At 69.3% G+C, this 20,667-nt stretch carries 18 protein-coding genes; 7 read left to right on the forward strand and 11 right to left on the reverse strand.

Going from position 1 to position 20,667, the window contains the following annotated elements:
* Positions 1–153 precede the first annotated feature (153 nt).
* From UAJ10_RS04250 to UAJ10_RS04280, 7 genes are all read left to right on the forward strand, one after another.
* Entirely contained in the window at positions 154–621 is a 468-nt protein-coding gene (locus UAJ10_RS04250; RefSeq protein ID WP_322914116.1) for an Lrp/AsnC family transcriptional regulator, read from the forward strand.
* A 111-nt stretch (positions 622–732) separates the two neighbouring features.
* Positions 733–1,044: a hypothetical protein gene (locus tag UAJ10_RS04255; protein ID WP_322914117.1), complete on the forward strand. Its 312-nt coding sequence runs from the start codon at positions 733–735 to the stop codon at positions 1,042–1,044.
* A complete protein-coding gene (locus UAJ10_RS04260; RefSeq protein ID WP_322914118.1) occupies positions 1,041–3,404 on the forward strand; it encodes a membrane-bound PQQ-dependent dehydrogenase, glucose/quinate/shikimate family in 2,364 nt (787 codons plus the stop codon). Before UAJ10_RS04255 ends, UAJ10_RS04260 begins: the two co-directional genes overlap by 4 nt.
* 172 nt (positions 3,405–3,576) lie before the next feature.
* The gene (locus tag UAJ10_RS04265) at positions 3,577–7,065 is read left to right on the forward strand and encodes a chemotaxis protein CheB (protein ID WP_322914119.1); all 3,489 of its coding nucleotides are present in this window, start codon (positions 3,577–3,579) and stop codon (positions 7,063–7,065) included.
* Positions 7,049–7,447, forward strand: coding sequence for a response regulator (locus UAJ10_RS04270; protein ID WP_322914120.1), 399 nt, complete (start codon positions 7,049–7,051; stop codon positions 7,445–7,447). The genes UAJ10_RS04265 and UAJ10_RS04270 overlap by 17 nt, the downstream gene beginning before the upstream one ends.
* A gap of 190 nt (positions 7,448–7,637) precedes the next feature.
* Complete coding sequence (locus UAJ10_RS04275) at positions 7,638–8,807, forward strand: zinc-dependent alcohol dehydrogenase (RefSeq protein ID WP_322914121.1); 1,170 nt, start codon at positions 7,638–7,640, stop codon at positions 8,805–8,807.
* Positions 8,808–8,848: 41 nt separating this feature from the next.
* Entirely contained in the window at positions 8,849–9,655 is an 807-nt protein-coding gene (locus tag UAJ10_RS04280; protein ID WP_322914122.1) for an SDR family NAD(P)-dependent oxidoreductase, read from the forward strand.
* 19 nt (positions 9,656–9,674) lie between these two features.
* Here UAJ10_RS04280 and UAJ10_RS04285 read toward each other — a convergent pair whose 3' ends face one another.
* Genes UAJ10_RS04285 through UAJ10_RS04335 form a run of 11 tightly spaced genes read right to left on the reverse strand, consistent with a single transcriptional unit; the run spans position 9,675 to position 20,662 of the window.
* Complete coding sequence (locus UAJ10_RS04285) at positions 9,675–9,944, reverse strand: cytochrome C oxidase subunit IV family protein (RefSeq protein ID WP_322914123.1); 270 nt, start codon at positions 9,942–9,944, stop codon at positions 9,675–9,677.
* Between the two features lie 7 nt (positions 9,945–9,951).
* On the reverse strand, positions 9,952–10,563 hold the full coding sequence (locus UAJ10_RS04290; protein ID WP_322914124.1) for a cytochrome c oxidase subunit 3: 612 nt from the start codon (positions 10,561–10,563) through the stop codon (positions 9,952–9,954).
* Positions 10,556–12,169: a cytochrome c oxidase subunit I gene (gene ctaD / locus UAJ10_RS04295; protein ID WP_322914125.1), complete on the reverse strand. Its 1,614-nt coding sequence runs from the start codon at positions 12,167–12,169 to the stop codon at positions 10,556–10,558. The genes UAJ10_RS04290 and ctaD overlap by 8 nt, the downstream gene beginning before the upstream one ends.
* Entirely contained in the window at positions 12,166–13,149 is a 984-nt protein-coding gene (coxB, locus tag UAJ10_RS04300; RefSeq protein ID WP_322914126.1) for a cytochrome c oxidase subunit II, read from the reverse strand. The genes ctaD and coxB overlap by 4 nt, the downstream gene beginning before the upstream one ends.
* Positions 13,146–13,919: an SCO family protein gene (locus UAJ10_RS04305; protein ID WP_322914127.1), complete on the reverse strand. Its 774-nt coding sequence runs from the start codon at positions 13,917–13,919 to the stop codon at positions 13,146–13,148. Before UAJ10_RS04305 ends, coxB begins: the two co-directional genes overlap by 4 nt.
* Positions 13,916–14,311 (reverse strand): hypothetical protein, encoded by a 396-nt coding sequence (locus UAJ10_RS04310; RefSeq protein ID WP_322914128.1) that lies wholly within the window; start codon positions 14,309–14,311, stop codon positions 13,916–13,918. Before UAJ10_RS04310 ends, UAJ10_RS04305 begins: the two co-directional genes overlap by 4 nt.
* Positions 14,308–15,312 (reverse strand): hypothetical protein, encoded by a 1,005-nt coding sequence (locus UAJ10_RS04315; protein WP_322914129.1) that lies wholly within the window; start codon positions 15,310–15,312, stop codon positions 14,308–14,310. The genes UAJ10_RS04310 and UAJ10_RS04315 overlap by 4 nt, the downstream gene beginning before the upstream one ends.
* Positions 15,309–15,851: a c-type cytochrome gene (locus UAJ10_RS04320; protein ID WP_322914130.1), complete on the reverse strand. Its 543-nt coding sequence runs from the start codon at positions 15,849–15,851 to the stop codon at positions 15,309–15,311. Before UAJ10_RS04320 ends, UAJ10_RS04315 begins: the two co-directional genes overlap by 4 nt.
* Positions 15,848–16,402 carry a DUF3341 domain-containing protein gene (locus UAJ10_RS04325; RefSeq protein WP_322914131.1) on the reverse strand — a complete coding sequence of 185 codons (555 nt, stop codon included), beginning with the start codon at positions 16,400–16,402 and terminating at the stop codon, positions 15,848–15,850. The genes UAJ10_RS04320 and UAJ10_RS04325 overlap by 4 nt, the downstream gene beginning before the upstream one ends.
* Positions 16,389–17,768, reverse strand: coding sequence for an NrfD/PsrC family molybdoenzyme membrane anchor subunit (nrfD, locus tag UAJ10_RS04330; RefSeq protein ID WP_322914132.1), 1,380 nt, complete (start codon positions 17,766–17,768; stop codon positions 16,389–16,391). The genes UAJ10_RS04325 and nrfD overlap by 14 nt, the downstream gene beginning before the upstream one ends.
* Positions 17,765–20,662, reverse strand: coding sequence for a TAT-variant-translocated molybdopterin oxidoreductase (locus UAJ10_RS04335; RefSeq protein ID WP_322914133.1), 2,898 nt, complete (start codon positions 20,660–20,662; stop codon positions 17,765–17,767). The genes nrfD and UAJ10_RS04335 overlap by 4 nt, the downstream gene beginning before the upstream one ends.
* Between the last annotated feature and the right edge of the window lie 5 nt (positions 20,663–20,667).

Genomic DNA, 20,667 nt, shown 5'->3' on the forward strand with positions numbered 1-20,667 from the left:
GGCGCAGGCGGCGCGGTCCAGGGGCATTTCCCGAGATCTCCTTGAGGTTTCCGTTAGCTGATCATACTGGGTTCGACGGGGAACATTGTCATGAAATGGCTTGTGTTTGCGGGGTATTCAGAACAACGTTCCTCAAATACAGGAAAAGGAAGAATGATGATGGATGCGATCGACCAGCGCCTGCTGACCATCCTGGAAACCAGCGGGCGCGCGTCCTTCGCCCAGATCGCGGAGACGGTGGGCCTGTCCAAGACGCCGTGCTGGAACCGGGTGCAGGCCCTGGAGGACGGCGGCGTGATCACGGGATACCGGGCGGAGCTTGACCGGTCCCGCGTGGGCCTGCCGCTGCTGGCCTTCGTGGATGTGGCCATCGACCTGGGACGCCACCAGGCGTTCGAGGAGGCCATCGCCCAGGTTCCCGCCGTGCTTGAATGCCATACCACGGCCGGGCCGTTCGATTACGTCCTGCGGGTGGCCCTGCGGGATGTCGAGGCGCTGGACCAGCTGCTGCGGACGGAGCTGTCGCGCCTGCCGGGCGTCAAGACCTTTTCCACCCGCATTTGCCTGAAGACGGTCTTCCAGGCACGCCCGCTGATGGCCGCGTTGGGTACCCAGCCCTAAGGGCGGCCTGCCGTTCCGGAACCTTCTCCCGTTACGGCGGATTGTGGGCCGGCGGGCGTGATCCCCGGACTCACGCCGGTGGACGTCGCCCTTAGCGGAGGCCATGCCGCCATGGACTACATCGCCCTGTTTTTCGCCGGGGCCTTCCTGTGCAACGGCATTCCCCATCTGGTCGCCGGCCTGCACGGACGCCCGTTTCCCACCCCCTTCGCCAAGCCGCCCGGCGCCGGCGACAGCCCACCCCTGGTGAATTTCCTGTGGGGCTTCGCCAACATCGTCGCCGGTCTGCTGCTTTGGTCGGTGCGTCCGGTGATGGCGGTGCTGACGCCTGATTTCGCGGTGCTGGCGCTGGGCGCGCTGCTGACGGGCGTGTGGCTGACCCTGCACTTCGCCAAGGTCCAGGCCGGAAAGTCCCTGCCATGAGCCCAGCCTGGGACCGGCGCCTGACCGTGGCCACCGCGGTGCTGGTCGCGCTGTTCGGCCTCTATCTGCTGATCGGGGGCGGCTGGCTGGTGGCGCTGCGCGGCAGCCCATACTACGCCATCGCCGGTGCCGCGTTGCTGGCTGTCGCTGTTCTGCTATGGCGCCGCCGGGCGGCCGCCTTGTGGCTGCATGCAGCCCTGGTGCTGGCCACCATGGCCTGGGCGGTCTGGGAGGTGGGGTTCGATTTCTGGGCCCTGGCCCCGCGCGGGGACGTCCTGGTCCCCCTGGGTGTCTGGCTGATGCTGCCCTTCATCACCCGCGGGCTGGTGCCGGCGGGAAGGGGGCCGGTCCTGGCGCTGGGCGGGGTGCTGGTCCTGGCCGTGGTGGTGGTCGGCATCGCCCTGGCGCGCGACCGGCACGCCATCGAGGGAGCGGTGCGGCCCGTGGGACTTGAGCCGTCCGCCCCCGACCAGGCGGCGGCCGATTGGCCAGCCTATGGCGGCAGCGGCCGGGGCGACCGCTATTCCGACCTGGCCCAGATCACCCCCGGGAATGTCGGGCGCCTCAAGCTGGCCTGGCAGTTCCGCACCGGCGACCTGCCCGGCCCCAACGACCCCGGCGAGATCACCACCGAGGTGACGCCCCTGAAGGTGGGCGACCTGCTTTACACCTGTTCCCCGCACCAGATCGTTTTCGCCCTGGACGCCGCCACGGGCGCGCTGCGCTGGAAGTTCGACCCGCAGATCCAGCGCAATCCAGGCTTCCAGCACATGACCTGCCGCGGCGTGGCCTTCCACCGCACGCGGCCCGGGGCCACGACGGCGGAGGGCGCGCCGGCCCCGGTCGAATGCCCAACCCGCATCTACCTGCCCACCGATGACGGCCGGCTGTTCGCCCTGGATGGGGAAACGGGCAAGCCCTGCGACGGCTTCGGCGACCACGGCCAGATCGACCTGAAGCGCGGCAGCGAGGTGAAGCAGGTTGGGTTCTACCAGGGCACATCCCCGCCGGCGGTGACCGACAAGGTGCTGATCATGGGCGGCGCCGTCATCGACAATTACTCCGGCAAGGTGCCGTCCGGTGTCATCCGGGGATTCGACGTCTACAGCGGCCGCTTGCTCTGGGCCTTCGACGCCGGCAACCCCGACCCCAACGAGATGCCGTCGGCCACCCATCATTTCACCGCCGGCAGCCCCAATTCCTGGATCGTGTCGGCGGTGGACGAGGGATTGGGCCTGGTCTATGTGCCGCTGGGCTCGTCCTCGCCCGATATCTGGGGCGGCAACCGCACGCCGGCGCAGGAACGCTATGACAGCGCACTGGTGGCGCTGGAAATCGCCTCAGGCAGGCTGCGCTGGTCGTACCAGAACGTGCATCACGATGTCTGGGACATGGACGTCCCGGCCCAGCCCAGCCTCGTGGACGTGGCGGCGCCGGCCGGGCCCGTGCCGGCCATCTATGTCCCCGCCAAGACCGGCAACATCTTCGTGCTGGACCGCCGGGACGGGCACCTGATCGTGCCGGCGCCCGAGGTGCCGGTTCCCCAGGGGCCCGCCCCCGGCGACCGGCTGTCCCCGACGCAGCCGGCCTCTAGGCTGAGCTTCCGGCCGCGCGACAAGCTGACCGGCGCGCGGATGTGGGGCGGCACGATGTTCGACCAGCTCGCCTGCCGCATCCTGTTCAAGCGCCTGCGGTATGAGGGGCCGTTCACCCCGCCGTCGCTGCAGGGCACGCTGGTTTTCCCCGGGGATCTCGGCATGTTCGAATGGGGGGGTATCGCCATCGATCCCCGGCGGCAGGTCGCCATCGCCAACCCCATGTCCATCCCCTTCGTCTCCCGCCTGGTGCCGCGCGGCAAGGACAACCCGGCGGCACCCAACGGCCAGCATCCGCCGGGAACGGAACTGGGCGTGCAGCCCATGTACGGCACGCCCTTCGGCGCCAGCCTGGGTGTCTTCCTGTCGCCGTTGGGTATCCCTTGCCTGCAGCCGCCCTGGGGCGAGCTGGCGGCCATCGATCTGCGGACCAACACCGTGGTGTGGCGCCACCGCGTGGGCACCATCCGCGACATGGCGCCCCTGCCGGTGCCCCTGGAACTGGGCGTGCCCATGCTGGGCGGCCCGCTGGTGACGGCCGGCGGCGTGGTGTTCCTGACCTCCACCATGGACTATGCCATCCGGGCCTTCGACATCTCCGACGGCCGGCTGCTGTGGCAGGACCGGCTGCCCGCCGGCGGCCAGTCGACCCCCATGTCCTACGAGCAGGGCGGTCGGCAATACATTGTCACCGTCGACGGCGGTCACGGTTCCTTTGGCACCAAGATCGGTGACTATGTGCGGGCCTATACCCTCGGGAATTGAGGGCCGGCGATGGGCATAGTTCCTTTTTCGTCCTTGCGCGGCATAGCTTGGGCTGCGTTCCTCACAGGGCGCCGGGCGGTGCTCGGCACGCGGTTTCAATGGTTTATAAGAGCGCGCGCGGAAGGTTGGATTGATCAGCCCGCGCAGTGAGGCAAGGGCGTTGGAGGGGCATGTGGAGTTGGAAACCGATCCGCCGATCGTCGGCATCGGGGCGTCGGCGGGCGGGGTCAAGGCGTTGCAGGCCTTGTTCGAGGCATTGCCCGACGAGCCCAACGCCGCCTTCGTCGTCGTGATCCATCTGAATCCCGAACGGCGCAGCGAACTGGCCAAGATCCTGGCGACCCGCACCCGCATGCCGGTCTCGCAGGTCACCGACCGGGTGCACCTGCGCAACAACCACGTCTATGTCATCGCCCCGGACAGCGCGCTGAACATCGCCGACCACATGATCTCGGCCCTGTCGTTTGACGAGCCCCGGGCCAAGCGGGCGCCCATCGACCTGTTCTTCCGGTCGCTGGCGGCGCAGCACAGCGACGGCTTCGCCGTCATCCTGACGGGTGCCGGGGCCGACGGTGCCGTGGGCGTGCGGGCCATCAAGGAGGTGGGCGGCATCGTCCTGGTGCAGGACCCGGACGAGGCGGAATTCGCCTCCATGCCCCGCAACGCCATCGCCACCGACGCCGCCGACTTCGTCCTGCCCGTGCGCGACCTGGCCCGGCAGCTGGCGGAGTTGTTGCGGAACCGGAAAGACGGCGAGGTGCCGACCGCGCCGGACGACGACGAGAACATGATGCGCCGCATCCTGGCCCATGTGCGGGTGCGGGTGGGCCATGATTTCAGCCAGTACAAGCGCGCCACCATCGCCCGTCGCATCACCCGGCGCATGCAGGTCACGCAGCAGGAGACGCTGAGCCAGTATTACACCTACCTACGGGAGCACGCGGACGAGGCCCATGCCCTGTTCACCGACTTCCTGATCTCGGTCACCACCTTCTTCCGCGACAAGCGGGCCTTTGACCAATTGGCGGCCCTGGTGATTCCCCAGTTGTTCGAGGGGAAGGAGGCGGCCAACACCATCCGCATCTGGGTCCCCGCCTGCGCCACGGGCGAGGAGGCCTACACCATTGGCATCCTGCTGCTGGAGGAGGCGGCGCGGCGTGACTTCCGGCCCGAAATCCAGGTCTTCGGCTCCGACCTGGACGCCGACGCGCTGGTGATCGCCCGGGAGGGGTGCTTTCCCCTGACGATCGAGCAGGACGTGCCCGAGGAGCATTTGCGCCGCTACTTCCAGCGCGAGGGCGACCATTACCGAGTGCGGCGGGAGTTGCGCGACACCGTCATGTTCGCCAGCCACAGCATTCTGCGCGACCCGCCCTTCGCCCGGGTGGACATGGTGTCCTGCCGCAACCTGCTGATCTATCTGGACCGGGAACTGCAGCATCAGGTCTGCACCACCTTCCACTACGCGCTGAACCCCGGCGGCTTCCTGTTCCTGGGCGCGTCGGAGAACGCCGACCATCCTCCCGGCCTGTTCCGGGCCCTGGACCGCGACGCGCGCATCTACCGCATGATCCCCAACACCGGGGAAAGGCGGACGGCCCTGCCCATCATGCCCAGCACCCACCATGCGGCACCCAGCCGTGGGGCGCCCGCGCATCGGCCCCTGGGCCCGGGCGGCGACGTGGCCCTGCACCGCCAGATGCTGGAACGCGTGGCGCCGCCCAGCATGCTGGTGGATGAGACGCACCGCGCCATCCATCTGTCCGAAACCGCCGGCCGCTTCCTGCAGCCGTCCGGCGGGCCCGTCACCACGGTGGCCACCGACATGGTGCGGCCCGAGTTGCGCTTCGACCTCGAGGCGGCGTTGCACCGCGCCTTCGACCGGAAGGAGGCGACGCTGACCCGCCCGCTGGTGGTGAAATTCGAAGGCCAGCCCCAGCGCGTCTATCTGCAGGTGAAACCGGTTCTGGAGGAGGGCGACCCCAGCCGCTACGCCCTGGTGCTGTTCATCGAGGGAGAGACGGTGCGGGCGGATGACGACGGGGATGAGGGCGGCCAGAGCCGCGAGCCATCCAACGAGACCATCCGCCAGTTGCAGGAGGAATTGCAGCTGGCGCAAAACCGCCTGAGGGCGACGCGGGAGGAGTCGGAAGCGACGAACGAGGAGTTGCGGGCCGCCAACGAGGAACTGCAGTCCATCAACGAGGAATACCGCTCGACCTCCGAAGAGCTGGAGACCAGCAAGGAAGAGCTGCAATCCACCAATGAGGAGTTGCAGACCGTCAATAATGAGTTGAAGCAGAAGCTGGCCAGCGTGTCCCGCGCGCACAGCGACCTGCAGAACCTGATGGCGGCGGCGGACTTCGGCACCCTGTTCCTGGATCCCTCGCTGCGCATCAAGCGCTTCACGCCCCGCGTGACCGAGCTGTTCAACATCACCGCCACCGACGCGGGCCGGCCCATCACCGACTTCACGCACCAGCTGGATTACGACCAGCTGGCGGACCACGCCCACGCCGTGCTGCGGGAGCTGACGCTGCTGGAGCATGAGGTGCAAAGCCGGGGCGGCGGCTGGTACCTGGTCCGCATCCGGCCCTACCGCACGGTGGACGACCGCATCGACGGCGTGGTGGTGACATTCTTCGACATCACCGAGCGCCGCCGGGTGGAAGAGGCCCTGCGCGACAGCGAGGCGCGGCTGAAGCAGGAAATGCGCTTGGTGGAATTCTCCCGCGCGCCCATCTTCGTCTGGGAGTACGACGACGGCATCGTCCAGTGGAACCGGGGCAGCGAGGAGCTGTACGGCTATTCCCGCGAGGAGGCCAAGGGCCAGGAGGTGGCGGCGCTGCTGCGGTCGACGCTGGTGGACGGCAGCTTCGACACCGTGCGCCAGGCGCTGGCGGAAAAGGGCGCCTGGAGTGGCGAGTTGCGGCACACCACCAAGGACGGCCGGGTGCTGACGGTGGAAAGCCAGATCGAGATGATCAGCGTCGGCGGCCGGCGGCTGGTGCTGGAAAGCACGCGCGACGTCACTGACCGGAAGAAATGGGAACGCCGCCAGCGCCTGCTGCTGGGTGAACTGCGCCATCGCGTGGGCAACACCCTGGCGGTGGTGCAGTCGCTGGCCCGGCAGACCTTGCGCACGGCCGGATCCAGCGACCGCTTCGTCGACCTGTTCGAGGGCCGCCTGACCGCGCTGGCCCGGGCGCATACCCTGCTGGTCGATTGCCAGTGGGAGGGGGCGGAGTTGATGGCCCTGGCCCGGATCCAGCTGGCGGCCTATATCAGCGCCGACCCGCAACGCCTCCGCCTGGAGGGCGCCCACGTGCTGCTGCCACCCCACCTGGCCACCCCCTTTGGCCTGGTGTTGCACGAACTGGCCACCAACGCCGCCAAGTACGGCGCCCTTTCCGTCGCCGGGGGACGGGTGGAATTGGGCTGGACCCAGGTGACCCGCGAGGGCCGCCCCTTCCTGACGGTGGTCTGGCGGGAATTCGACGGCCCCACCGTCGTTCCGCCGGAACATCACGGCTTCGGCGGAGTTTTGATTGAGCGGGGTATGCCCGGTGCCGCCGTGACCCGGCTTTTCGAGCCCGCGGGCCTGGTGTGCACCATGGAAATCGACCTGGAGGAGGAAGAGCAGGATGGGGACGACAGCTGATCCCGGGCTGCCGCTGGCCGGCATGTGCATCCTGGTCGCGGATGACGAGGTGATGATCGCCATCAACCTGGAGGAAACCTTCCGGGATGCCGGCGCCGACATCCTCAGCGCCGCCACCGTGCCGCAGGCCATCGTCGCCGCCCGCAACCCCCGCCTGACCGCCGCCATCCTGGACGTGCGGCTGGGGCGCGAAACGTCCGAAGCCGTGGCCGACATCCTGACCGAACGCGGCATTCCCTTTTTCTTCTACAGCGGCCAGATGCTGTCGCCCGGCATGCAGGCCAAATATCCAGGCGTCCCGGTACTGACCAAGCCGGTGCGGCAGGACGCCTTCATGGCCACCATGCTGGCCTTGGTGGCCAAGCAGAAGGCGCTGGCCTGACCGCGGCCGTCCCCGGGGAAAATTTCGCGCCATAAGCGGAACCCCGCCGTCCCGTCCGGATTGATCCCGCACTCGGGAACCACCCTCGCTGAAGCCCGCGCCGTCCCTGGCGGCGGGCGCTACCCCGCTCGCGGCGGCGCCGGAGAGGTCTTCCCGTTCAATCCGTGATCGACCTTGGAAGGGATACCCCATGAAAGCGCTGACCTGGCACGGCAAGGGCGATGTTCGTTGCGAGCATGTTCCCGATCCGACGATCGAGCACGCCCGCGACTGCATCATCAAGGTGACGGCCTGCGCCATCTGTGGTTCGGACGTGCATCTGTACGACGGCATCATCCCCTCCATGGAAAGCGGCGACGTGCTGGGCCACGAAACCATGGGGGAGGTGGTCGAGGTCGGCAGCGGCGTCGGCAACCTGAAGGTCGGTGACCGCGTGGTGGTGCCCTTCACCATTTCCTGCGGCGAGTGCTTCTTCTGCAAGCGCGGCTATTACTCGGCCTGCGAACGCTCCAACCCCGACAAGGCCAAGGCGACCAAACTGTGGGGCAATTCCCCGGCGGGCCTGTTCGGCTACTCGCACCTGCTGGGTGGCTATAGCGGCGGGCAGGCGGAATACCTGAGGGTGCCCTATGCCGATGTCGGCCCGCTGAAGGTGCCGGGCGGCCTGACGGACGAGCAGGCGCTGTTCCTGTCCGACATCTTCCCCACAGGCTATATGGCCGCCGATTTCTGCAACATCCAGCCGGGCGACACCATCGCCATCTGGGGTTGCGGCCCGGTGGGGCAGATGGCCATCCGCAGCGCCTACCTGCTGGGCGCGGAGCGGGTCATCGCCATCGACCACGTGCCGGAGCGGCTGGAACTGGCCCGGCAGGGCGGCGCCATGACCCTGGATTTCAAGGAGGAGGACATCTACGACCGCCTCATGGACCTGACCCAGGGCCGGGGTGCCGACGCCTGCATCGACGCCGTGGGGACGGAACCCGACATCGGCAGCGGCTTCGATGCCGTGGTCGACCGCATCAAGGTCGCGACCTTCATGGGGACGGACCGGCCGCACGTGCTGCGCCAGGCCATCATGTGCTGCCGCAACTTCGGCACCGTCTCCATCGTCGGCGTCTACGGCGGCCTGCTGGACAAGATCCCCATGGGGTCCGCCATCAACCGGGGCCTGACCTTCCGCATGGCCCAGACGCCGGTGCAGCGCTACCTGCCCCACCTTCTGCGCCGCATCGAGGAGGGGGAGATCGACCCGTCCTTCGTCATCACCCACCGCGCGTCGCTGGAGGAGGGGCCGGAACTCTACAAGACCTTCCGCGACAAGCAGGACGGCTGCATCAAGGTGGTGATGAAGCCCTGATCCTCTCCCCCTGTGCCCATCCCCAAAAAAGGAGAAACGCCATGGCTGCTTCCCGCGCGCCCATGCGGCTTTTGGCCGTCGTCACCGGTGCCTCCACCGGCATCGGCTACGAACTCGCCAAGCTGTGCGCCCAGAACGGCTTCGACCTGGTGGTCGCCGCCGATGAACCCGAAATCCATGACGCCGCCGAGACCTTCCGCGCCCTGGGCGCGCATGTCGAGGCGGTGCAGGCCGATCTCGCCACGCTGGACGGCGTCGACACCCTGTATGCCGCCATCCAGGCCCAGGGCCGACCGGTGGACGCCCTGTTCGCCAATGCCGGCCGGGGCCTGGGCAAAGGCTTCCTGGACCAGAACTTCATCAAGGCCAAACGGGTGATCGATACCAACGTCACCGGCACCGTGCATCTGATCCATCTGGTGGGTCGCGACATGCGGGCGCTCAATTCCGGGCGCATCCTCATCACCGGATCCATCGCCGGCTTCATCCCGGGCAGCTACCAGGCCGTCTACAACGCCAGCAAGGCCTTCCTGGACAACTTCGCCTACGCCTTGCGCAATGAGCTGGAGGGCACGGGCGTCACCGTCTCCTGCCTCATGCCGGGGCCAACGGAGACCGACTTCTTCCGCCGTGCGGAGCTGCTGGATACCGAAATGGGCACGGCCAAGAAGGACGACCCGGCCAAGGTCGCGCGGGAGGGCTTCGACGCCCTGATGAAGGGCGAAGCCGACGTGGTCAGCGGCTGGAAGAACAAGCTGCAGGCGACCCTGGCCAATATCATGCCGGCGGAGATGCTGGCGGAGCAGCACCGCGGCATGGCCGCCCCGGGAACGGCCCACAAGCACTGACCGGCGGTCCGTCAGCCGTTCAACGCGTCAGGTAATCCAGCGCCAGATAGCCCAGCAAGATCAGCAGCCAGAAGGCGGCCCCCAGCGCCATGATGCGCAGGAGGCCGCCTTCACGGCGCAGTCGCATGTACACCCAGGCGATCAGCGCCGCCTTGGCGGTGGCGATGCCCAGGCTGGCCACCAGGCTGGGCGTGCCGGTCAGCACCAGGCTGGCGCCGACGGTCAGGCCCAGCAGCGCCAGCAGGGCGGCCCAGACGGCCAGCAGGGGCCAGAGGCGGGGATAGGCCATCCTCATCTCATCGCACCAGGTAGAGGACGGGGTAGAGGAAGACCCAGATGACATCCACCAGGTGCCAGTAGAGGCCCACCACCTCCACCCCCATGGCGCTGCGCGGCAGGGTCAGGCTGCGGCGGTGGACGCGCCAGGCCAGGCCGGCCAGCAGGCCCACGCCCACCGTCACGTGCACGACGTGCAGCGTCGTCGCGACCAGGTAGAGATCCATGAACAGATGCGCTGACGGGCTTTCGAACGCCTCGGCCGGGGTGAAGGCCGGCAGCAACTGTTCGCGGATTTCCATCCCGTACTCCACCGCCTTCAGGGCCAGGAAGCCGAGGCCCAGGCCGGCGGCGGCCAGCAACCCCGCCGCGGTGCCCTTGACCTTCCCCATCTCCGCCGCCGCCACGGCCAGGGCCACCGCCAGGCTGGAGGTCAGCAGCACCACGGTGTTGGCCGCCCCGATGCCGTAATGCAGGCGGCGGGACGCGGCCACCACCTCCTGCGGGTGCAGCAGGCGCAGGGCCAGCGCCACGGCGAACAGCCCGCCGAACAGCATGATCTCACTGGCCAGGAACAGGTACATGCCCATCAGCGTGGTGTCGCGCTGCCGGCCGGGGGCGACGTCAGCCATGGATGGCCTCCCGCTCGCGGTCCGGTTCCACCGGGTATTGATACGGCGGGCCATCCACCGTGGGCAGTTCATGGAAATTGTGCTGGGGCGGGGGCGAGGGCACGGTCCATTCCAGCCCGGTGGCGCCCCAGGGGTTGGGCGGCGCCTTTTCCCCATGGCGCAGGGAGTAGAGCAGGTAAGTGAAGGGCAGCAGGTAGGCCAGGCCCAGCACGCTGGCCCCGGCCGACGACAGGACGTGCAGCGTCTGGAACTCCGCTGGATAGACATGGTAGCGCCGGGGCATGCCCAGGTACCCCAGGATGAATTGGGGGAAGAAGGTCAGGTTGAAGCCCAGGAAGATGAAGATGGCCGACAGGCGCCCCCACACCAGGGGCAGCCAGCGGCCCATCATCTTGGGCCACCAGTAATGCAGGGCGCCGAAGTAGGCCGATACCGTGCCGCCCACCATGATGTAGTGGAAATGGGCGATGACGAAATAGGTGTCGTGGACGTGCACGTCCACCGCCAACATGGCCAGGATCAGGCCCGTCATGCCGCCTACCACGAACAGGCCGATGAAGCTCATGGCGAACAGGAAGGGCGGGTCCAGGGCGATGTGGCCCTTATAGAGGGTGGCCGTCCAGTTATAGACCTTGATGCCCGAGGGCACGGCCACGGCCAGGCTGAGGAAGCTGAAGACGGCGCTGGCGTACATGGATTGCCCCGCCACGAACATGTGATGACCCCAGACCAGGAAGCCGATGATGGCGATGGCGATGGAGGAACCGGCCACGAAGCGGTAGCCGAACACCGGCTTGCGCGCCGCCGCGGCCACCAGTTCGCTGATCACGCCCAGGGCCGGCAGCACCATGATGTAGACCGCCGGGTGGCTGTAGAACCAGAACAGGTGCTGGTACAGAAGCGGGTCGCCGCCCAGCGCCGGGTTGAAGACGCCGACGCCGAACAGCCGTTCCGCCGCGATCAGCACCAGGGTGATGGACAGGACCGGCGTCGCCAGCACCAGGATCAGCGAGGTGGCGTAGATCGACCACACGAACAGCGGCAGCCGCCCCCAGGTCATGCCCGGGCAGCGCATCCGGTGCACCGTGACGATGAAGTTGAGGCCGGTGAGGATGGAGGAGAAGCCCACCACGAAGATCGCGGTGGCGGCCAGGATGACGTTGCCGTTGGCGAACATGGACGACAGCGGCGTGTAGAAGGTCCAGCCCGTGTCGACCCCACCCAGCACCAGCACGGCCAGGGTGAACAGGCCGCCCAGCATGTAGATGTACCAGCTGAGCAGGTTCAGCCGGGGAAACGCCAGGTCCCGCGCGCCGATCATCAGCGGCACCAGGAAATTGCCGAAGGTGTTGGGAATGGAAGGGATGAGGAAGAACCACACCATGATGACGCCATGCAAAGTGAAGGCGCGGTTGTAGCCTTCGTTGCTCATCAGGTCGGCCTCGGGCGTCAGCAGATCGATGCGGATCAGCGCCGCCGCCGCCCCGCCCACGAAAAAGAAGAAGGTGATGGACAGGAAATAGAGGATGGCGATGCGCTTGTGGTCCGTGGTCAGCAGCCAGGACTTCAGGCTGTGGCCATGCTCCAGGTAGCTGACCTCGGTCATGGCGATCCCCCGTTGTGGCCATCCCTCGCGTCATCCCTCAGGGGCGCCGGCGCGTCCGCCAGGGACTTGATGTAGGCGACCAGCTTCAGCACATCCTCCTCCCCCAGCACGTTCTGGAAGGTGGGCATGATGGCGGGGTAGCCCGCCGCCACCTGGGCCTGCGGCAGCAGGATGCTGTCACGCAGGTATTGGTCATCCGCCGTCACCACGCTGCCGTCGGCCAGGGGCACCGGCCGGCCGTACAGCCCCTCCAGCGGCGGGGCGTGCACCGTGCTGGCCGCGCCGTGGCAGCCGCTGCACCCCCGGGTGCGGAACAGCACGGCCCCTTGCGCGGCCAGCGAACCGTCGGTGCCCATGCCCTCCAGCCAGCGGGCGTAGTCGGCGGGCGTCTGCACCACCAGCCGGCCGCCCATGACGGCGTGGTCGGTGCCGCAGAACTGGGCGCAGACCAGGGCGTAGCTGCCGGGTGTGTCGGCGGTGAACCACAGGCGGGTGTACCGGCCGGGCACCACGTCCTGTTTCAGGCGCAGCGCCGGCACGAACAGGCTGTGGATGACGTCCTGGGAGGCCAGGGTGACCGCCACCGGACGGCCTGCGGGCACGTGCAGCTCATTGATTTCCGCCTGGCCGCCGGGGTGCTGGAACTTCCACATCCATTGCTTGCCCACCGCGTTGATGGCCAGCACCTCCGCCGGCGGCTGGTAAAGCTCGATGTACAGGCGGGTGGACCAGACATAGAAGGCCAGGGTGGCCAGGAAGGGGATGGCGGCCCACGACACCTCCAGCCAGACGCTGCGGTTCGCGGCATGGGTGCGGTCGGCCGGCTTGCCCCGCCGGTACTTCACCGCGAACCAGGGGATCAGGATGAAGACCGGCGCCGACAGCAGCACGGCCAGGGCCGCCAACCCCAGGAACAGCGTGTCCACCTGGTGGGCGTGGTGCGAGGCCTGGCCGCCCCAGAAGGTAAGCAGCCGCGTCATGGACGCCCCGCCGCGGTGCGGTCGCGCCAGAGGGCCCAGGCGATCCAGCCCCCGCCGCCCAGCGCCACCAGCGCGCCCAGGGTGCGCAGCAGGGTCCAGACCAACGGACCGTTGCGGCCGGTCATGGGATCGTAGTGGAAACACAGCAGCAGGATGCGCTGGCCCCAGTCGCCGGCCCGGCCCCGCGCCGCCTCGTCAAGCGCCCGTTCCAGTGCGTCGGGTGCCGGCGTCAGGCCATAAAGCCAATGGTTCAGCGTCCCGTCCGGGCGCAGGACGGCTACCGCCGCCACATGGGCATACTGCCCGATGCCGGCGTCCCAGGCGTAGCGGTAGCCCAGGGCATCCGTCACCGCCCGGATTTGCGCGCCGGTGCCGGTCAGGGCGTGGACGCCGTCGGCGGGCAAGGCGGGGAAGGAGCGCCGCAGGTCGGCCAAGTCGGACGTGGCCTCCGCCGGCCCCTCGCGCGGGTCGATGCCGAAGGCGACCAGGGTGAAGTCGCGGCCCGGACGCAGCCTCTGCGCCAGGATGGCCTGCGCCAAGCCCGCCAGGGTGACGCCGCAAATGTTGGGGCAGCGATGCAACACCGGGACCAGGACCAGCGGCTTGCCGTCCGCCAGCCCACCCAGGCTGATCGCCCGGCCATCGGCCTCACGGAAGGTGCCGTCCAGGGGGATGCGGGCACCCAGCCGCGGGTCTATGCCCGCCGCCTGGAAGGGATCGAAGGCCGCCAGCCAGAACGCGGCGGCGACCAGGGCCAAGGTGCGCCTCATTCCGGCCCCCCGGCATTTCGGTCGTCCCCGTTCCGGTCGTCCGGGTCCGGCCATCCCTTCCTGGCCAGCAAGTCCATGGCGCGGTCGATGGGGATGATGGCGCGGCCGGCGTCGCGGTCGGCCCAGCCATAGCGCGTGAGCTCGGCCTCGGCCCGCGCCCGAACTTGGGCGCCGCCAAGGTAGGGCACCTCATCCAGCGGCGCGCCGCCGGCCATGGGTGGCGGGGCGGTGACCGGCGTCGGACCCCGGCCATGGCCCAGCAGATGGACCAGTCCGGCCACAAGGCCCAGCGCCACGGCGACGAAGGCCACCAGGCCCGCCGCCGACCACAGCACGGCGCGGGGGGACATGTCCCGCGTCTCGGGCACATGGACTTCCGGCGTCCGGCTCATGCCCGCACCTCCCGCCAACGGAGGCCGACCCAGCTGAGCAGGCCCAGTCCCAGCAGCGCTAGAACGCCAGCCACCGCCGCCGGCCCCTGGCCCCGGGGCAAGTCGGGCAGCACCAGCCAGGCCGTTTCCAGCACCTTGCCCAGCAGCACGAAGGGCGCCATTCCGGCCAGGGCCAGCCGGCTGTGGCGGATGGGCGGGAAGAACAGCAGGAACAGGGGTAGCAGGCCCAGCACGGCCACGGCGCACTCCACCACGGCCCAGGCGCCCTCGCCACGCCGCTGGTACCAGCGCACACCCGGCGCCAGGTCGGTGGACCAGCTGATGAAATAATGCATGAAGGCGAGGTAGGCCCACAGCAGCAGGGCCGTCAGCCAGACCCCCGCCAGCACCCCCGTGGGCGCCGTCTCGTCCGCCATCACCCGCAGGGGGATCAGCACGGCCAGTACCGTCACCATCTGGATGGACAGGATGTAGAGCCCGAAGCCGGAGGAATGAAAGTCCGGATCCAGCGACATCAGCCAGTCGGTGGCCACCACATCCTGGAAGGGAACCAGCAGGATGAGGGTGAGGATGGCCACCGGCACCGCCGGCGGTCGCCGCGTCAGCTCCCAGGCCAGCAAGCCCGCCAGGGCGAAAAACAGCGCGCCGCGAAGGCGGAAGGGCCAGGACGACAGGTACCAGCCGCGAAAGCCGGCCATGACCTCATCCGCCCAAGGGTAAAGCACCCGCGGCGCGATCAGCATGGGCAGCAGGGCCAGCGCCGCCAAGGCCAGCAGGGGCAGGGCGGCTTCCGCCCCCGGCGCCAAGCCCTGGCGCCATACGCCGGGGATGAGGCGCGTCATGGCCAGCAGGATCAGCGCCGCGATGGGCAGGCCGCTGCAGAAGGCGAAGGCCGCCAACCACCCGCCGAGCGCCACGGCGGGCTCCATCGCCGTGTAGGCCAGCACGGCACCGCACAGCAGCAAGCCGCAGACGGCGGGGAAATAGCGGCGGGCGGTCAAGGCGCCCCCCCATCCAGCTTGGCCCTGTCAGCGGCGTCCAGCGCGTCCGCCTGTGTGTCGCGGCTCAGTTGCAGGGCGCGGATGTAGGCGGCGATGGCCCAGCGGTCGGCCGGAGCCACCCGGTCGGCGTAGCTGTACATGACGCCGTGGCCGTTGGTGATGACCTCCACGAAATAGCGGGAGGGCGCCCGCACCAGGCGGGGTTCATGCAGGCTCGGTGGGGCCGGAAATCCCCGGGCCGGCACGGCGCCGTGGCCGGTGCCGGCAACGTCATGGCAAGGGCTGCAATAGATGTCATAGCGCTGGCGCCCGCGCGCCAGCAGCGCCGTGCTCATGGCCGGGCGCCGGTCCAGGGCCGTGGCGCGGGCGGGGTCGTCCTGCGCCACGGCGCCGGCCGGCGGGGCCTGCATCGCCTTGCCATCGGGAAACAGCCGGCCAGGCCCCGCCGCCTGGTAACGGGGCTGGTGGGTCATCTCATCACAGCCGACAAGCAGGATGATCAGGACCGCGAACAGGGCCAGCAGCAGCAGGTATCTCATTCCGGCCCCTCCGTTTGTGGCACGTCCACCACCCGCACGGGCGCCAGACCGCCCAGGAAGCGGGCCGCCTCGCCAAAGCGGGCGTCCTCGCCCAGGATCACCAGGAAGAACTTGTCGGAACTGGCCAGGTGGAAATCCGGCACGCCGAACACCGGGTGGTGCAAGCGGGGCAGGCGGTTCAGCACCAGCATCCCGAGGATGGCGCTGAGCACGGCGCCCAAGACCGTCAGCTCGAAGGTGATCAGCAGGGTGGCGGGAAGGGCCACCAGCGGCCGGCCGCCCACGGGAATGGGATAGTCCAGGTTGCTCCACACCTGCAGGCCGAAGCCGGCGGCGGCGCCCATGATCCCGCCGGCCAGGGTCAGCCACGGGACACGGTTGTCCCGGATGCCCAAGGCCTCCATCAGGTCCGCCACGGGGAAGGGGGTGTAGGCGTCCAGGTGCCGGAAGCCCGCGTCCTTCGCCTGTTTCACGGCGTCCACCAGGCGTTCGGCGTCGTCGAACTCCGCCATCACGCCGAAGGGTGGCAAGGGTGCCTTACGCTCCGGCATTGCCGCCCCCCTTCTCCTCACTCTCCTCGAACAGCGCTTCCTTCACCTCGAAGGCGGAGATGACGGGCAGGAAGCGGACGAACAGCAGGAAGGGCACCAGGAACACGCCCAGCATGCCGGCGAACAGCGCCACCTCCCAAAAGCTGGGGGTGTAGGGCCGCCAACTGGACGGGAGCCAGCTGTGATGCAGGCTGGTGGCCAACAGCATGAAGCGCTCGCACCACATGCCCACCATGGCGGAAAAGCCGATGAGGAACAGGGCCAGCGGGTGGCGCCGCACCCCCCGCCACCACAACAGCTGCAGCGGCACGAAATTGGCGATGACGGCGCCCCAATAGCTCCAGGCGAACGGGCCGGCCAGCCGGTCGGCCAGCAGGGACAGCTCCGGCTTTTCCCCGCCGTAGAGGGCGTCGAACACCTCCGCCGCGTAGCCGTAGGCGGTCATCAGGCCGGTCGCGAGCAGCAGGCGGCCCAGCATGTCCAGGTGCAGGGGCCGAACCAGATCCTGCAGCCCCAGCGCGCCGCGCAACACCACCGCGATCATGGAAACGACGGCGAAGCCGGAGAAGGCGGCCCCCAGCACGAAATAGGGCGGGAAGACCGTGGAACTCCATCCCGGTACGGGCCCAGCCGCCAGCAACAGCGAGATTTCCGAATGCACCGACACCACCAGCGGCACGGCGATGGCGGCCGTCAGGCGATAGGCCTGGCCCCAGCGCGCCCAGTGCTGGGCGGACCCGCGCCAGCCCAGGGCGCCCAGGCCGTACAGCACCTGCGCCAGTCGGCCCCGGGCCCTGTCCCGGGTGGCGGCCAGGTCCGGCACGATGCCGATGTACCAGAACAGGGCGGAGACGGTCAGGTAGGTCAGTACGGCGAAGAAGTCCCAGGTCAGCGGGCTCTTGAACTGCGGCCACAGCGTCATGCTGTTGGGATAGGGCGCCACCCAGTAGAACAGCCAGGGCCGGCCCAGATGCATCAGCGGGTAAAGGCCGGCGCAGACCACGGCGAACAGGGTCATCGCCTCCGCGAAACGGTTGAGCGAATTGCGCCAGTGGACGTTCAGCAGCAACAGCATGGCCGAGATCAGGGTGCCGGCGTGGCCGATGCCCAGGAACCAGATGTAGTTGATGATGTCGAAGCCCCAATTCACCGGGATATTCAGGCCCCACACGCCCACGCCGTTCCACAGCAGGACGCCCAGCGCCATGAAGAACAGGGCAAGCAGGCCGCAGGCGGGTAGGAAGCACAGCCACCAGGCGCGGGGCCGGGGATAGTGCAGGGGGATGCCCGTCACCTCCGCCGTCACATGGGCGTAGGCCGCGGCCTGTTGGGTGTCGGTCCGTTGGGTGTCAGTCGTATCCGTCATGCGGGCCCCCGGTCCTTATTCATGGAGGCGGGGTCCATGGGGGCGGGCTCGATGCGGGCGAGGTAGGTGGTGCGTGGGCGGGTCCCGGCCTCGGGCACCAGGCTGTAATTGCGGGGGCTGGCCTTCTGCCGGCTGACGGCGGAGCTGGGGTCGGTGACGTCCCCGAAGGTGATGGCCTGGGTGGGACAGGCCTGCTGGCAGGCGGGCACAACGGTGCCGTCTGGGATGACCCCTCCCTCCAGCTTGGCCTGGATGCGGGCGGCGCTGATGCGCTGGACGCAGTAGGTGCATTTTTCCATGACGCCACGCTGGCGCACGGTCACGTCCGGGTTGCGCTGGGCCTTCACGGATTCAGGCGCGTCGGCGGTATAGTCGTACCAGTTGAAGCGCCGCACCTTGTACGGGCAGTAGGACGAGCAGGTGCGCGTGCCGATGCAGCGGTTGTAGACCTGCAGGTTCAGGCCGTCGTGGCTGTGCACCGCCGCGTTCACGGGGCAGCCCATCTCGCACGGCGCCTGTTCGCAATGCATGCAGGGCACGGGCTGGAAATATGTCGCTGGTGCCGCCGCGTCGCCCGCGTGATAGCTGTCGACGCGCAGCCAATGCATCTCGCGCCCCATGGCCACCAGCTCTGCCCCCACCATGGGCACGTTGTTCTCCGCCACGCACGCGACGACGCAGGCGTTGCAGCCGATGCACAGGTCCAGGTCGATGGCCATGCCCCAGGACGGCCTCTCGCGTGGCGCGTCGGGGTAGAAGCTGGGCGTGGGTTCCTCATGCGGCACCGTGGGGTGATCCGCCGGCACCGTGCGCACGAAGTCCCCGCCTTCCATGGCGTGGTGGCGCTGGGTGCTGGCGACGTCCAGCCGCCGGCCCGTGGCCTCCAGCGACGCCGGGCCGGGCGCCAGCGGATAGGCGTCGTGGCCCAGGCCATCGGCTGTCTGGCCGGGCAGGCGGCGGCCATAGCCCAGCGTCAGGGTGATGGTCAGCGCCTCTTGCCCGGGCAGGACCCAGATGGGACCCGTGAGGCTGGCGCCGCCCGCCGTCACCCGCACCTCATCGCCGTTCTCCAGGCCGCGCTCGGCCGCCAGCCGGGGGCTGATGTGCACGACGTTGCCCCAGGTGACCTTGGTCAGCGGCTTGGGCGTTTCCTGTAGCCAGGCGTTGTTGGCAGAGGCGCCATCCCACAGGGTGGGATCCGGCCGGATCAGCAAGGTCAGGCCGCCGGAAGTTGCCGCCTGGGTGGGGACGGGACTATTCGCAAGCTGAGGCGTCACCCAGGCCGGGGCGCTGTCGGGAATCAAACCGCGCACCAGCGCGTCGGTCCAGCGCCGCTCGAAACCATCGCCCCAGGCGGCGCGCCAAGTGGCTTGCACCACCTCCCGGTCGACGCCGCCGCCGCCCATCAAGCCATCCAGCAGGGCGTGGCGGCCGCGCACGTCGTAAAACGGTCGCACCAAGGGCTGGATCAGGCTGACCGTGCCGTCCACGGCGCGCGCATCGCCCCAGCTTTCCAGGTCATGGGCCAGGGGGGCATGCCATCGGCAGGCTGCGGCGGTCTCATCCACCAGCGTTCCGGCATGCAGGCTGAAGGGTACCCGAAGCAGGGCGTCGGGGAAGGTGGCCGCCTCGCGCGCGGCATAGGCCGGGTTGGCCTCAAGCACCAGCAGGGCGCGCACCTGGCCCTGCGCCATGTCCCGCACCAGGTCGTGCCACGGGGCGGCCATCGCCACCAGCGGCTCGGTGAAGCGCAGGCAGCCGCCAAGGGCGCCCAGCCGGGCGTTCAAGTGCAGGGCCTGGGCCTGCAGCGCCGGGTCATGCCAGGGCCCCACGGTGACCAGGGCGCGGCCGGGATGGGCCCCCAGCGCCGCCTTGACCTCGTCCGCCCAGCGGGCTTCCTGCGGGCTCAAGTCCGCCATTTCGCCGCCCAGGGCGCGCATCAGGGCCGACAGCCGCTGCACCCCGGCCACGAGACGCCGGTCCGCGCGGGCACCGGTCAGGGTGGGCGTCGGTTCGGCCACGAACAGGCGGCATGGGCCTTGGCCCGTCTGGCTGGCCAGGCGTCGCCGCGCCCAGCGCCGGGCCAGGGTGGCCTGGGCGGGGCCCGCACCCAGCAGGTCATCATCCAGGCACACCACCACGTCCGCCTGATCCAACAGCGGATGCGCCTGCGCGGGCTGACCAAAGGCCAGGCGCGCCGCCTCCAGCCGCGCGGCGTCACCCACCGGGTCCAGCATGTGCCAGCGCGCCTTGGGCCAGCGCTGGACCAGGGCCGTGATCTGGCGGATCAGCGTGGGTGAGGTGGTGGGGCCGGTCAGCAGGCGCAGGCCCTCACCCTGGCTGGCGTCCGCCGCCCGCGCCACTTCGCCCAGCGCGGTGTCCAAGGCACCCCAGGTCGTGGGCTGGTGGCGGAGGAGCGGGCCCTGCGAGCGGTCGGGGTCGTAAAGGTCCAGCAAGGCCGCCTGGGTGAACAGGTCGGTGCCGCCGCCGGTGGCGGGGTGGCTGGGGTTGCCCTCCAGCTTCACCGGCCGCCCGCTGTGGGTCTTGCCCAGAACCGGCTGGGCATAGCCGCCCAGGCGCACGGCGGTGGCGTAGTGGCGCGCGACACCCGGCACGTCACCCTCCGGCGCGGTGACATAGGGCAGGGCCGTCTCGTCCGGCCGGCCGTCGCAGCCCGTCAAGCCGGCCAGCGCCAGGCTGGCGGCCACGGCCTTCAGCGCGGCGCGGCGGCTCAGGCCACCGGGCGCCAGCGCGGGCAACAGGGCGGGGAACTCGGCCGCCAGCAGGTCGCGAAAGGCGGCGGTGTCGGCCAGATCCTCCAGGCTGCGCCAGAGGCCGCAGCCGGCGCGCCCGCTCAGGGCCTGGGTGACGGTGTCGCGTGCCGTGCGGTCCATGGGCG

It is taken from the genome of Nitrospirillum guaranorum (genome assembly GCF_034653275.1).
Lineage (GTDB): Bacteria > Pseudomonadota > Alphaproteobacteria > Azospirillales > Azospirillaceae > Nitrospirillum.

Coding starts and splice junctions, on each gene's coding strand:
- UAJ10_RS04250 (WP_322914116.1), top strand. CDS start 154: ATGATGATGGATGCGATCGACCAGCGCCTGCTGACCATCCTGGAAACC.
- UAJ10_RS04255 (WP_322914117.1), top strand. CDS start 733: ATGGACTACATCGCCCTGTTTTTCGCCGGGGCCTTCCTGTGCAACGGC.
- UAJ10_RS04260 (WP_322914118.1), top strand. CDS start 1,041: ATGAGCCCAGCCTGGGACCGGCGCCTGACCGTGGCCACCGCGGTGCTG.
- UAJ10_RS04270 (WP_322914120.1), top strand. CDS start 7,049: ATGGGGACGACAGCTGATCCCGGGCTGCCGCTGGCCGGCATGTGCATC.
- UAJ10_RS04275 (WP_322914121.1), top strand. CDS start 7,638: ATGAAAGCGCTGACCTGGCACGGCAAGGGCGATGTTCGTTGCGAGCAT.
- UAJ10_RS04280 (WP_322914122.1), top strand. CDS start 8,849: ATGGCTGCTTCCCGCGCGCCCATGCGGCTTTTGGCCGTCGTCACCGGT.
- UAJ10_RS04285 (WP_322914123.1), bottom strand. CDS start 9,944: ATGGCCTATCCCCGCCTCTGGCCCCTGCTGGCCGTCTGGGCCGCCCTG.
- UAJ10_RS04290 (WP_322914124.1), bottom strand. CDS start 10,563: ATGGCTGACGTCGCCCCCGGCCGGCAGCGCGACACCACGCTGATGGGC.
- ctaD (WP_322914125.1), bottom strand. CDS start 12,169: ATGACCGAGGTCAGCTACCTGGAGCATGGCCACAGCCTGAAGTCCTGG.
- coxB (WP_322914126.1), bottom strand. CDS start 13,149: ATGACGCGGCTGCTTACCTTCTGGGGCGGCCAGGCCTCGCACCACGCC.
- UAJ10_RS04305 (WP_322914127.1), bottom strand. CDS start 13,919: ATGAGGCGCACCTTGGCCCTGGTCGCCGCCGCGTTCTGGCTGGCGGCC.
- UAJ10_RS04310 (WP_322914128.1), bottom strand. CDS start 14,311: ATGAGCCGGACGCCGGAAGTCCATGTGCCCGAGACGCGGGACATGTCC.
- UAJ10_RS04320 (WP_322914130.1), bottom strand. CDS start 15,851: ATGAGATACCTGCTGCTGCTGGCCCTGTTCGCGGTCCTGATCATCCTG.
- UAJ10_RS04325 (WP_322914131.1), bottom strand. CDS start 16,402: ATGCCGGAGCGTAAGGCACCCTTGCCACCCTTCGGCGTGATGGCGGAG.
- nrfD (WP_322914132.1), bottom strand. CDS start 17,768: ATGACGGATACGACTGACACCCAACGGACCGACACCCAACAGGCCGCG.
- UAJ10_RS04335 (WP_322914133.1), bottom strand. CDS start 20,662: ATGGACCGCACGGCACGCGACACCGTCACCCAGGCCCTGAGCGGGCGC.